Annotated in this window: 10 protein-coding genes; 6 read left to right on the top strand and 4 right to left on the bottom strand. The window is 71.3% G+C overall.

Annotated elements, in window-relative coordinates:
- Positions 1-220 precede the first annotated feature (220 nt).
- The gene (locus Aco04nite_RS10155; protein WP_212996940.1) at positions 221-3388 is read left to right on the top strand and encodes an AfsR/SARP family transcriptional regulator; all 3168 of its coding nucleotides are present in this window, start codon (positions 221-223) and stop codon (positions 3386-3388) included.
- Here the strand turns inward: Aco04nite_RS10155 and Aco04nite_RS10150 are convergent.
- Positions 3385-3996, bottom strand: a complete 612-nt coding sequence (locus Aco04nite_RS10150) for a flavodoxin family protein (RefSeq protein ID WP_212996939.1) — start codon at positions 3994-3996, stop codon at positions 3385-3387. The genes Aco04nite_RS10155 and Aco04nite_RS10150 overlap by 4 nt on opposite strands.
- Before the next feature lie 147 nt (positions 3997-4143).
- Here Aco04nite_RS10150 and Aco04nite_RS10145 point away from each other — a divergent pair, with 147 nt between their 5' ends.
- Entirely contained in the window at positions 4144-4896 is a 753-nt protein-coding gene (locus Aco04nite_RS10145; protein ID WP_212996938.1) for a TetR/AcrR family transcriptional regulator, read from the top strand.
- A gap of 213 nt (positions 4897-5109) precedes the next feature.
- Positions 5110-5838 (top strand): hypothetical protein, encoded by a 729-nt coding sequence (locus Aco04nite_RS10140; protein ID WP_212996937.1) that lies wholly within the window; start codon positions 5110-5112, stop codon positions 5836-5838.
- Between the two features lie 56 nt (positions 5839-5894).
- Here the strand turns inward: Aco04nite_RS10140 and Aco04nite_RS10135 are convergent, their stop codons facing one another.
- A complete protein-coding gene (locus tag Aco04nite_RS10135; RefSeq protein ID WP_212996936.1) occupies positions 5895-6416 on the bottom strand; it encodes a hypothetical protein in 522 nt (173 codons plus the stop codon).
- 43 nt (positions 6417-6459) lie between these two features.
- A complete protein-coding gene (locus Aco04nite_RS10130) occupies positions 6460-7200 on the bottom strand; it encodes a helix-turn-helix domain-containing protein (RefSeq protein WP_212996935.1) in 741 nt (246 codons plus the stop codon).
- Between the two features lie 57 nt (positions 7201-7257).
- Between Aco04nite_RS10130 and Aco04nite_RS10125 the strand changes: the two genes are divergently transcribed.
- Positions 7258-8217: an LLM class flavin-dependent oxidoreductase gene (locus tag Aco04nite_RS10125; RefSeq protein ID WP_212996934.1), complete on the top strand. Its 960-nt coding sequence runs from the start codon at positions 7258-7260 to the stop codon at positions 8215-8217.
- Here the strand turns inward: Aco04nite_RS10125 and Aco04nite_RS10120 are convergent.
- Positions 8201-8449, bottom strand: coding sequence for a DUF3040 domain-containing protein (locus tag Aco04nite_RS10120; protein ID WP_212996933.1), 249 nt, complete (start codon positions 8447-8449; stop codon positions 8201-8203). The genes Aco04nite_RS10125 and Aco04nite_RS10120 overlap by 17 nt on opposite strands.
- A gap of 125 nt (positions 8450-8574) precedes the next feature.
- On the opposite strand from Aco04nite_RS10120, the gene Aco04nite_RS10115 reads away from it, so the two are divergent.
- Together Aco04nite_RS10115 and Aco04nite_RS10110 are read left to right on the top strand one after the other, a co-directional pair.
- Positions 8575-9240 (top strand): NUDIX domain-containing protein, encoded by a 666-nt coding sequence (locus Aco04nite_RS10115; protein ID WP_212996932.1) that lies wholly within the window; start codon positions 8575-8577, stop codon positions 9238-9240.
- A gap of 183 nt (positions 9241-9423) precedes the next feature.
- Entirely contained in the window at positions 9424-12216 is a 2793-nt protein-coding gene (locus Aco04nite_RS10110) for a type 1 periplasmic-binding domain-containing protein (protein ID WP_212996931.1), read from the top strand.
- Position 12217: the final 1 nt, after the last annotated feature.

Here is a 12217-nt window from a genome sequence, read left to right as displayed (position 1 = left end):
CAGAGCAGCCTTCCCGGCAGAGCAGCCCTTTTTCGCGCAGTAAGGTTGTGGGCAATTAAATTGTGCACAATTTAGTTGTGCACAACCAAATTGCCCACAACCTTACTGCGCGTGCTGCCGGAACGACGTGATTGATCCGCCCGCGTCGATGCTCGTCGTTGCCAGGACATCGCCGCCCCTGATGTGCGGGTGCACAAGTCTGGGCGGGAGGATTCAGGCCATGGACCGTCTCCGCATCACGATGTTCGGCACGTTCCGGGTGTCCGCCGGCGACGCCGTCCTGAGCGTTGCCGGGGCCCGGTTGCAGGGACTGCTCGTGCGGCTGGCGCTCGGTGGTGGGCGGGCGGTCGAGCCGGGCGTGCTGATCGGGGCGATCTGGGGTGAGGAGCCGCCGGCCGGACCCTCGGCGGCCCTGCAGGCGTTGGTCTCCCGGCTCCGGCGCGCCCTTGCTCCGGCTTTTCCGGCCAGTGATGCGATCGAGCAGGTCGCGGGCGGCTACCGGCTGGCGGTGGCACCGGCCGATGTGGACGCTCTGCGGTTCGAGGAGCTGACCGCGGCCGGGCGGGAGCGGCTGCGGGCGGGTGAGCCGGAGGCCGCGAGTGCCGCGCTCGCCGAGGCTCTGATGGTGTGGGGTGGACGGCCCGGCGCCGAACCCCCGGTGATCGCCGCGGTCGCGCCGGCGGTGGCGACCCGGTTGGCGCAGTTGTCGATCGAGGCGGTTGCCGATCTGGCCGATGCGGAGTTGTCGCTGGGGCAGGCCGAGGCTGCCGCTGACCGGCTGGCCGGAGTGCTGGCCGAGCACGCCGGCGACGAGCGGGCGGCGGCGTTGCTGATGGACGCGTACGCCGCTCAGGGGCGTCAGGCCGAGGCGCTCGCTGTCTACGAGCGGGTCCGGGAGGCCGTGGCGGACGGCCTCGGCGCCGACCCGGGCACCGCCTTGCGGGAACGCCACCTGCGGTTGTTGCGTGCTCCATCGACCCCTGCCGCTTCCCGCTCCCCCTTGCCCGCGCCGCTGACCAGCTTCATCGGCCGCGACGACGACCTCGAGCGCATCGGCACCCTGCTCACCACCGCACGGCTGGTCACCGTCCTCGGTCCTGGGGGCGCCGGGAAGACCCGGCTCGCGCTGGAGGCAGCCCGCCGCCAGGACACCCGCGACGGTGTGTGGCTCGTCGATCTCGCGCCCGTCACCGAGACAGCGAAGATCGCCGGGGCCTTGCTCGCCGCGATCGGGCTGCGGGGCGTGCGGGGCGGCGGTGACGAACTGGACATCCTCGTAGACGAGCTCGGCAGCCGGGAGGTGCTGCTGCTGGCCGACAACTGCGAGCACCTGATCGACGCCGTGGCCCACCTGGTCGAGGCTCTGCTGCGACGCTGCCCCGGCCTGCGCGTGCTCGCCACCAGCCGGGAACCCCTCGCGGTCGACGGCGAGACCCTCGTGCCGCTGGCCCCGCTCGCCCTGCCCGGCCCGGACGACGGCGTCGAGCAGGCCCGCCGGTCGGCCGCGGTGCGCCTGTTCACCGAGCGGGCCGCTGCCGTACGACCCGGTTTAGCCGTCGACGGGTCCACGGTGCCCGACATCGTGCGCGTGGTGCGCGGCCTGGACGGCATGCCGCTCGCCCTCGAGCTGGCCGCCGCCCGGCTGCGGACCCTCGCGCTCCCGGACCTCGCCGACGGGCTGTCCGACCGGTTCCGGCTGCTCACCACCGGCAGCCGCACGGCACCGCCACGACATCGGACGCTGCGCGCTGTCATCGCCTGGAGCTGGGAGTTGCTGACCGGGCACGAGCGTACGGTCGCCGAACGGATCTCGGTCCTTCCCGGTGGTGTCACGACGGCCTCGGCCGTCGCGGTGTGCGGGGGGACGGCGGTGCCTGCCGGTGACATCCCCGACCTGCTCGCCACCCTCGTGGACCGGTCGCTGCTGCAGCTCGCGCCCGGCGCCGGCCGCTACCGCATGCTCGAAACCATCCGGGAGTACGGCATCGACCGGCTGACCGGCACCGGTGAACTCGGGCCGGTCCGCGACCTGGCCGCCGTACATTTCACCGCTCTGACGACCCGGCACGACGCCCGGCTGCGCGGTCCGTCCCAGCTTGCCGCCATGAAGGTCATCAGCGCGGAGTACGACAACACGCTCGCCGCCCTGCGCCACCTGTGTGCCACCCACGACTCCACCGGGGCGATCGCCCTCGCACTGGCCCTGACCTGGTACTGGCAGATGTTCGGCCACCACGCCGACGGGGCCCACTGGCTCGGCGAGGCCCTGGCGGTCCCCGGCGGTGCCCCGAGCCCCGAACGCGACTGCGCCCGGGCCGTCTACCTGCTCAACCGCGCGGACATCCTCTCCGGGATCACCGCCGACCAGGCCGCGGCCGACCGGATCGAGATGCGCGACCTCGCCGCCCGGCTGCTCGCCCATCCGGAGCTGCCGAGCCACTACCGCGTCTTCGGCCCGGTCTTGCTCTTCCTGCAGGACGAGGACACCGCACTGGCCAACTTCCAGGTTCTCGCCGACGGCGGCGACACCTGGCTCTCCGGACTGGCCCACATGTTCCAGGCGGAGCTCGCCGAGAACATGGGCGACCTGACCCGGATGCGTTCCCATGTGGAGGTCTCCCTGGCCCGCTTCCGGGAGGCCGGCGACGGCTGGGGCCTGGCCGCCACCCTCCCGATGCGCGCCCAGCTGCGGCGCTACGACGATCTCGACGGCGCCCTGGCGGATCTGCGCGAGGCCCGGACCCTGGCGGGCGAGTTCGGCCGGCTCAGCCTCGGCGACCAGCTCTACAGCGACCTGCGCTGGATCGACCTGTACGCCCGCCGCGGCGACACCGACCGCGCGCTCACCATGCTCGACGCGGCACGATCGCGCGCATTGCAAGCCTCATCGGCGCCGATGCTGATCCTCGTCGACGCCACCGAGGCCGGCTACCGGGTGCGCCGCGGCGACCTGGACCGGGCCGCTGACCTGCTCGACGCCGCCGACCCCGGATCGTCCACCTCCCACGCCCGGACGCTGGTCGGCAACGCACGGGCGGCTCTCTGCCTGGCGCGGGGTGATCTGTCCGGCGTGGACAGCGCACTGCAGGAGGCGTACGCCGCCGCGCTGGCGACGCGGGAACTGCCGGTCCTGTCCCTGGTAACGGTGAACGCGGCCGCCCTCGCCGACGCGCGCGGGTTGCGGGAACGGTCGGCCATGCTGCTCGGCACCGCCGCCCGGCTGCGAGGCACCCACGACCACACCGACCCGCACGTCCGCGAACTCACCGAGCGGGGGCGGGCCGCGCTGGGCCCGGAGGGTTTCGCCACGGCGTACGCCCAGGGCTGGGAGCTGGACACCGAAGCAGCCGTCGCCGTCGTTCGTGGGGGACGTGGCTTTGCCTCCTAGTCGATGGCGACCGGTCCGGCTGTCGTGATGGAATTTCCTGCGGCAAAGATGTGGCCCGCCGTGGCAACACGCCGGCCGAGGTGACGTGCGGTGCTCAGGTCGGCTTTGTGCGCGGCGTCGGGGCCTTGGTCGTTCCAGGACTGGGCGCCTGCTCCGAGGTAGAAGCCGAGACGGTTGTCGTCGTGCTCGCTGGCGGTGGTGGTGTTCCAGCCGGGCAGGAGTCCGAGGCTGATCCAGTGCATGCCGTGCTGCGCGGCGAGCAGCGCCAGGTACTGCAGGGTGTGCAGCTTGTCACCGCTCATCGAGCCGGAGTTGGTGAAGCCGGCGGCGAGCTTGTCCTGCCAGGACCGCTGCATCCAGGGCTTGGAGGAGGCCTCGGCGAAGGCGTGGAAGGCGCCCGACGCGCTGCCCATGTAGGTCGGGGTGCCGAAGATGATCGCGTCGGCGCTGCCGAGCGTGCTCCAGCCGGCGTCGGTGATGGTGGCGACGTCGACGAGATCGACGCTCGTACCGGCCACCGAACGGGCACCGCCGGCGACGCTGGTGGCGAATTCGCGGGTGTGACCGTAGCCGGAGGTGTAGGCGATGGCGACTGAGATCTGGGGCATGAATTTCCGTTCGGGTTCTGGGTCAGCGCGATTCGCGCACGGACGAGGTCCCGATCGTGGTCGGGTACAGGCCCTGTTGATGATGGCAACGCTAAACTGTTTACAGCGTTAATACCATCGTCAACACGATGGCGTTATCATCGTCACATGCCAGCTGTGAGAACCGAGACCGTCGCCACCACCGACCGCAGCGAGCAGAGCGCGCGCATCCTGCAGGCTGCCGCCGACCTGCTCCGGGAGCAAGGTCCCGCTGCCATCTCGACCCGGGCGGTCGCCATCGCAGCCGGGGTGCAGACGCCGACGTTGTACCGCCTGTTCGGCGACAAGGACGGCCTGCTCGACGCCCTGGCCAGCTACGTCTTCGAGAGCTACCTGGCCGGGAAGCGGGCTCTGGAACCCAGCGCGGACGCGATCGACGACATTCGCCGCGGGTGGGACATCCACGTCGAGTTCGGGCTGCAGAACCCCGCGTTCTACGCGCTGATGTACGGCAACCTGCGCCCGGGCCGGCGCCCGGCCGCAGCGCAGGAGAACGGGCAGATCCTTCGCCGGATGCTCGAGCGGGCCCGGCAACAGGGCCGGCTACGCGTCCCGGTCGAGACAGCCGCGCGGCACATCGAGGCGTCCACGACCGGTGCCGTGCTGCTGCTGCTCTCGCAGCCCGAGAGCGAACGTGACCCGGCCTCGCTGGTCGGCCTCTGCGACACGGTGATCGCCTCGATCGTCAGCGACACCGGACCGACCGGTGACGGGCCGACCATCGCCGGGCAGGCCCTGGCCCTCCTGGCGGCGATCGGTGAGGGCAACGACGCCCATGCCGGCGACCCGGTGGTGAAGGCCGGATTCAGCCCGGCGGAGGCCGTGCTGCTCAGGGAGTGGATCGGCACCCTGGCCCGGTGACCCCCGGCGGCGCACCGTTGGCGGGTGAAGCCGGACCGAGCTGTCCATTTCCCGTAGCGGTCCGGTGCGGGACGCTGCCATAGTCGGACCATGGGATGCGGTAGGGGCCATCCGAACGGCACTCGGGTCCGTGTCCTCCCCGGGCTTTTCGAATGCGGGGCCACGGTGTTGGCTCAGATCCCGACCCTGGTCGGTCCGGGTCGGGTCGTGCCGATGATGACACCTGTCGGCGTCTGCACCGAGCGGTATTACGATCCGTCGACCGAGCCCATCGCCACGTGCGGATGCGGCCAACTTGCCAGCACCGTCTGCGGCCAGTGCGGCCAATATCGGTGTGCCGACTGCGTGGGCCTCTCCGGCGGATGGTGCCGGGGGTGCACGGGCGCCGGTGCTCAGCACGCGCGGTCCGCCGCGCTGGCCCGGGAACGGCAGATCGGGACCAAGCTGACGACCATCGATCCGATCGAACGACTGCTGCAGGTCGCGATGTGGCTCGACGGCATAACGGGGGACGAGGTCTATCCACTCGTCTCGCGACTCTGCCCCTACCTGGACTTCCGGAAACCGATGACGTTCCGGGAGCCGGCCGCCGAGGCGCATCCGTACAGCCAGGAAACCGTACCCTGGGATTCAGCGATCGTCGGCAGATGGGTCGCGGCCGACGCCGCCCGGCGCAACCTTCCACCGGGCACCCAGGTCATCACCCTCGGACGGCCGTCGACGTCCTTGTCCGGGTGGTGGCTCTTTCGCGGCAGCAACAACCGGAACGCCTCCGGGCAGGCGGCCGACGCTTTCGTGGCCCGATCCGGGGCGGTGGTCCACGCCGAGAACCCGATCACCGATCGGGGCGACATCCTCACCAAGCGCCTCGTCCCCACCGGGCTCAACCTGCGCGCCCTGTCGCAACTCGGCCGCATCCTGGACCTCCGCCTGCCCGGCTGACCACGTGCCGAGCAACGTGGACGCACTCCCCCACCACTGCGGCCGGCCCTGCATCGTCACCATCCGCCGAGTCCTTTGGTGGCGGCGTAGCCGGGCGACAGGGTGACCGGCCCGATCCATCCTCGCCGGACGGCGCGGATCTGGCTGCGTGCGGGCTGGACAGTATGGACATCGCGGCCCTGTGCCCAGTTGTCCAGCAGGCCGCGGGTGGTCTCCAGGGCGGTGGTCACCATCGTGTGGGCATGGTCCTTGTCGTCCCAGGTGTACCAGAGCGCCCAGCCCTCCTCCCGCGCTTCGACCCCGAGCAGGTCACAGCCGGCACGATAGTTCCCACCCGGCACGATCAACGCGGCACCACCGAGGGTCAGCACGGGCCGGTCACTCTCAGCGCAACCGTCACCCTCGAAATGCCGATGACGCAGGGTACTCGCCAGCTCGTTCACCCGCCGCTGCAGCCCACTGGCCTCCCCCGGGTCTTCCGCGTACGTCAGCCACCCCTCGTCGTGCGCCGCGGCGACCACCTCGCGGGCGAGTAACTCGACCTGACGCAGATACTCCTGCTCACCCGGTTCCGGCACGAGGACAGTGTGGCCGCTGCCCACGATCCTGTCGCGGGATTTGCTACCGGCCGGGGCGGGTGTGCAGGGCTGCGGCGGTGGCGGCGTCGGCGGGCAGAAATGCTTCGAGTTTGAGCTCCGAGAGGGTGATGTCGGTGGCGGTCGCGAAGGTTGTCACGGTGGTGATCAGGTGCAGCTCACCGAGGGGCGAGCCGAGGTGGAGCGGGACCGCGAAACCCAGGTGGGCTGCCGACGGCTCCAGATCGGGAACGTACGCGGAAAGCTCGTCGCGAAGCTCCGCCAGGTGCCCGAGCCTGTCCAGGATGTGGCGTCCCCATTCGGGCAGGTTGCGGATACGGGGCGCGATCCCGGCCGGATGCAACGCGAGACGGTAGACGTTGCAGCCGGGGCCTGTCAGCTCCGCCGATGCGCCGGACGTGAGCACGCCGAACGAGGCGTTCGCGGCGATCAGGGTGCCCGTGCCATCGGTGACCAGGGCCGGATAGGGCTCGTGGCCGGCGAGGATGTGGCCGAGCGCGGTGCGCACCGGGGCCAGCGCCGCGGCGTCCAATGCGGTCTCCGGGTAAGCGGGGGCGTACCCGGCGGTCAGGAGCAGCTCGTTGCGTTCGCGCAGGGTCAGGTTCAGCGATTCGGCCAGGCGGACCACCATGGCGCGACCGGGATGGGACCGGCCGGCCTCGATGTAGCTCAGGTGGCGCTGCGTGGTGCCGGCCCGCGAGGCGAGCTCGAGCTGGCTGACCCGGCGGTCGGCACGCCGGGCCCGCAGCGCGCGGGGAAAGTCCATGGCCCGTTTGTAGCCGCAGCCAGGGCATCCCGGCTATACCTTCGAGGGAATTGCCGGGTGTACGCACGCCCGGCGACCATCATCGGCGTGGACATCGGTGTACTGCTTGCGACCGGCTCGACCCACGGCGACCCCCGCGACCTGATCGCTTTCGGCCAAACCGCCGAGCGCCTGGGCTTCTCCTCCCTGTTCGTCAACGATTCCCTGCTCAGCCCGCGCATCGAAACGCTCACGATGCTGGCCGCGCTCGCCCCGGTCACCACCACCGCAATGCTGGGTACGGGCGCGCTGTTGCCGTTCCTGCGCAGGCCGCTGCAGGTGGCGCAGGCGCTGGCGTCGATCGATCTGCTCTCCGGCGGGCGGCTGACCGTCGCGGTGGGCGCGGGTTTTCCGGGGCGCTTCGGGAAGCCGCAGTACGAGCTGTCCGAGGTGCCCTGGGCACGGCGGTTCGCCCGGCTGGACGAGACGGTCGAGCTCTGGCGCGCGCTGTGGGCCGGTGCCGCCAGTTTCCACGGCGAATTCTTCCGGCACGACGCCCTCCCACCCGCAACACGCCCGTTCCGTGCCGGCGGACCGCCGATCTGGCTCGGCGGCGCGACACCGGCGGCCCTCGCCCGCACCGGCTCCCGCTACGACGGCTGGTTGCCCTACCCGCCGGACCCCGACGACTACGCCTCCGGCCTCGCGCAGGTACACAGGGCCGCCGCGGACAACGGCCGCGCCCCCGAGGCGATCACACCCGCACTGTTCGTAACCGTGCTGATCGATGACGACGCCGCCCGCGGCCGGAGAACCATGGAGAAGTACGCCACCGCCACCTACGGCGTACCCCTCGCCGACCTCGAGAAGATCCAGGCCGTCGTCACAGGCTCCGCCGACCAGGTCCGCGCGGCGCTGGCCCGCTACGCCGCCGCGGGTGCTCGTCATATCGTTTTCCGTCTCGGCGCGCTCGATCTACGAGCCCAGCGCGACCAACTGGAGAGGGTCGCAGCGGCTGTGGTCAGCCTCGGCCCTTGAGGACGAAGCCCATGCCGATGAGCCAGGGGAAGACCGAGAGGACCGCGCCCTTGACGCCGCCGAAGGAGAGCATGGCGAGGGCGACGAGGCACAGGGCGATGCCGATCAGCAACGGTACGCGGCCGGGCGGGCGGCGTTCGGGCTGGAAGGCCGAGGTGAAGCCGGGGTCCTCCTGGTGGAGGTTGTTGACGATGTCGTCGAAGCGTTTGGCGTCGTCCGGTTCTGCAGCCAACGTCCACCTCCGCGATAGCCCTCAGCCTACGGCGTGTTCCACGATTATCTCGAACGCCTCGCACACGACGGACCCGTTTGTCGGGGGTGAAGCCGCCGGGTGACCGTGCACTAGCCTCGGTGATCATGAGCAGCAGACCCGGTATCGACGTGCCCGACGCCCGCGGCCGCACCGGTCTCGACCGGACCGGACGGGATCTCGAGGGCAACCCTGATGTGGTCATTCACGACGTCGAGCTCCTGGCCACGGCCTGGCACGTCCTGCGGCGTACGACGTACGACTACCGCAGTCCCGACGGCACCTGGTCGCGGCAGCAGCGCGAGACCTACGACCGCGGCAACGGAGCGACCCTGCTCCCCTACGACGCGGAACGCGGCACCGTGCTGCTCGCTCGGCAGTTCCGCTACCCGGTCTACGTGAACGGTCACCCCGACGGACTGCTGCTCGAGACGGCGGCGGGGCTGCTCGACGAGGACAGCCCCGAGGACGCCATCCGCCGCGAGGCCACGGAGGAGCTGGGCATCACCATCGGCGAGATCGAGCACGTGTTCGACGTCTACATGAGTCCCGGCTCGGTGACCGAACGCCTGCATTTCTACGCGGCGCCGTACACCCCGGACACGCGGCTCACCGCGGGCGGCGGGCTGGCCGACGAGGGCGAGGACATCACGGTGGTCGAGCTGCCCTTCGCCGAGGCGCTGGACATGACCTACGACGGGCGCATCAACGACGCCAAGACAATCATGTTGCTGCAGTGGGCGGCGCTGCGCGGTCCGTTCCGGCCCTCCTGAGCCCGGTTCGGGGGAACGCGTAGGGGTGAACGTCGCCGCACCGGGGATTTTGGCCCGTTTCAGGGGCGGGTCGCGGGGATGCCGTGGCCTAGCTTGACGTCTTCGCGCACCGGAGCGTCCGGTGTGCCGAGTGACGGGCGAGCGATGGCAGACTCCGATCGGTCCGACGCGATTCTTCCGCTGATGGAATGCATCAGGTCCCTGGTTCGCCGGCCACGGTTCGGGGAGATCCCGGTGTCCGGTGGCCGCCCGAAGGGCCGCGCGGGCATTCCGCTGCTGTGCCTGGTGCGGCCCGACGACCAGGGCAGCCTGCTGCAGGCCGTGGACCGCTATCTTCGCGGGGGCGATCAGGCGGGATCGCGCCGGGCCGTGATACCGCATGCCCTGTACGGCTACGAGAACCCCGGCACCGGGAACCACGACACGGCTCCGCCGACGATGCAGGACGTCGACGACGTCCGCAGGGTCCTCGTCGAGCTGTCGCGGAAGCTGTCGAAGGGTGCCAACAGCGGTCAGGGGCAGATTCTGTTCCAGCGGCTCTGGCTGCTGAACTGGCTGATGAACCAGGACGTCGACGTCGAGCAGGACAACGCGCGCCCCGTGCTGCTGCGCGGGCTGCGGGACCGCGACGCCTCCCGGGGCCAGTCGTCGGACGCCGCCGGGACCGGTGGGGATCCGCTGGCCGAGCTCGCGGACCGCGTACCGAATCAATGGGTGGCTCTGGTCGTCTGGGTGGCCGTGCGGTATTTCCGGCCGCTGTGGTTCCCGATGAAGGCCTCCGGGCGGATCGCGTGGACCGGTGCCGAATACCGCTGGGCGCGCCGCCAGCCGCACCTCGCCCCGCACGACCCGGGCTCGTTCATCGGCTTCGCGGAGCGGCTCACCGCCGCTGCCCGCGGGGAGGAGGACCCGGAGCAGCTGCTGCGCCTGCTCGTGAACGCGTTCCTCGCGGACCTGCGGGCGGCGTACCGGCGCCGGTTGTGGCATCCGTCCGGTGCCCGGCACACGGCGTACGCGGTGGTGCTGCTCGACGGGGTCACCGCCGCGAACGGTGGCTGCCGGCTGCTGCAACTGATCAACGACGTCCGCAACGACACGGGCCTGTTCGACCCGCTGCTGGTCATCGCGAAGGGCGAGGATGCCCCGCTGGTCGCGGGGGTGACCGCACCGGCTGCCGACACCGCGACCGTCTACCGCCGATGGGGCTACCGGATCGTGGCCGACAGCCGGGCCCGGATCCACAACGCCTGGTTCATGACGCTGGCGGTGCCCCCGCGGCCGGGCGGCCCTGCCCGCGGGACCGGCGGGGAGGCCCTGGGGGTGACGCCGCCGCTGGGCGTCGACCGGGCGCCGCTGTGGTCGCGGACGTGGGTGGTGCTCACGGTGATGATGCTGCTCATCGGCGTACCCGCGGGACTGGCCTACCGGAGATGGTCCGCGGGTGTCGCCGCCTTCAGCGCGGCGCACTGCGGGCTGGGCGACCAGGACCCGGACGCCGCGAATCTCACCACGATCGACGGTGAGTGCATCGGGGTCAGCGCGACGGGCCATGCGTTCCAGCCCGGCGCCGCACGGACCAGCGACGTGCTCAGCAAGATCGGTTGGCTGAACCGGCTCGCCGAGGCGAAGCGGGAGACGTCCGGTCGGCCCCTGATCAGCGTGGCCTTCATCGGGATCCTGAGCAGACCGGGGGCGCCGGACGCCACGCTGATCTCCCGCCGCGAGGAGCTCGAGGGGATCGCCGCCGCGCAGCTGCGTCAGCTGCAGCTGGCCGGCAACGACTCGCCGATCGTCCGGGTGCTGGTCGGCAACGCCGGCAACGACATGCGCCACGGCCCGGAGGTGGCCCGGATCCTGCACACCATCGCGGAGACCGACCGCACCGTCGCGGGTGTGGTGGGCCTCGACCAGAGCCGGGCGGCGACCCAGCGGACCATCAGGGCGCTGTCGGCGTACGGCATCCCGATGGTCGCCGCGACGCTCTCCGCCGACGTGCTCGACGAGCTGACCCCGATGTACTTCCAGGTGGCGCCGGACAACCGGCGGCAGGCCGACTTCGTGGCGGGCTACGCCGACATGCTGCGACCGGCGGGCGGTGACCTTCCCCGGCGCTACCGGCTGGTGCGGTCCGCGGACCCCGACGACACGTACGCCGTGAGCCTCGCGGGGGACCTCACCCGCAGCCTCGGGGAGCACGGGTTCGCCACGGACGGTGACCGGGCGATCCAGCCCATCAGCGCCGCGACGACCCTCGACGGGACCGCCGAACCGAGGAAGGTGGGCGGCACCTTCTGCGGCTATCCGGGGATCGTCGTGTTCGCCGGCCGGTCCGAGGACTTCGAGCAGTTCGTCACCGGGCTCGGCGCGGCCTGCGGCACCGACAGGGCGAGACTCCCGCAGATCATCGCGGGCGACGACATCTCCGAGTACGTCGCGGACGTCCCCCGGCGCAACCTGCAGAACACCGTGTCGTTCGACTTCGTCAGTTTCGCGCTCGGGGCCGAGCAGTGCGCGAACGGGCCCGGCACCGTCGACCTGGACAGCGCCCGGCGCGACCTCGCCGCCACGGTGCAGGAGACGTTTCCCGGGCAGCCGAACTACTTCGCGATGAGCTGCGCCGAGTTGAGCCAGCCGTCGCTCGACGGGCACGCGCCCCTGTCGTACGACTCCGTCATGGCGATCGTTCGGGCCGTGGAATACCTGCGGGAGCCGACGGGGACCGACGCCGATGTGCCGGTGACCCCGCAGACCGTCTGGACCGGGCTGCACGAGGTCGCCTTCGACGGCACCTCGGGCCGGATCGACTTCCGCACCGGGCAGGTCACCGCGGCCAAGGCGATCCTCATGCTGCGCAGCCTGCCGGGTGGGGTGGCAGGGCCCGAGGTCGAGCAGCGGGTGGCGTGCCGGACCGCCGGCACCGCGCCGGTCTGCGCCGTCGGGAAACCGGCCCGACCGCGGCCGGCGGCAGCCGGGTGAC

The organism is Winogradskya consettensis, from assembly GCF_018332715.1.
GTDB lineage: Bacteria > Actinomycetota > Actinomycetes > Mycobacteriales > Micromonosporaceae > Actinoplanes > Actinoplanes consettensis.
This window is presented reverse-complemented; position numbering and strand designations above follow the sequence as displayed.

Bases quoted from the DNA above. Each gene is read 5' to 3' on its own strand.
- Aco04nite_RS10155 (WP_212996940.1), top strand. From the start codon at position 221: ATGGACCGTCTCCGCATCACGATGTTCGGCACGTTCCGGGTGTCCGCC.
- Aco04nite_RS10150 (WP_212996939.1), bottom strand. From the start codon at position 3,996: ATGCCCCAGATCTCAGTCGCCATCGCCTACACCTCCGGCTACGGTCAC.
- Aco04nite_RS10145 (WP_212996938.1), top strand. From the start codon at position 4,144: ATGCCAGCTGTGAGAACCGAGACCGTCGCCACCACCGACCGCAGCGAG.
- Aco04nite_RS10140 (WP_212996937.1), top strand. From the start codon at position 5,110: ATGATGACACCTGTCGGCGTCTGCACCGAGCGGTATTACGATCCGTCG.
- Aco04nite_RS10130 (WP_212996935.1), bottom strand. From the start codon at position 7,200: ATGGACTTTCCCCGCGCGCTGCGGGCCCGGCGTGCCGACCGCCGGGTC.
- Aco04nite_RS10115 (WP_212996932.1), top strand. From the start codon at position 8,575: ATGAGCAGCAGACCCGGTATCGACGTGCCCGACGCCCGCGGCCGCACC.
- Aco04nite_RS10110 (WP_212996931.1), top strand. From the start codon at position 9,424: ATGGAATGCATCAGGTCCCTGGTTCGCCGGCCACGGTTCGGGGAGATC.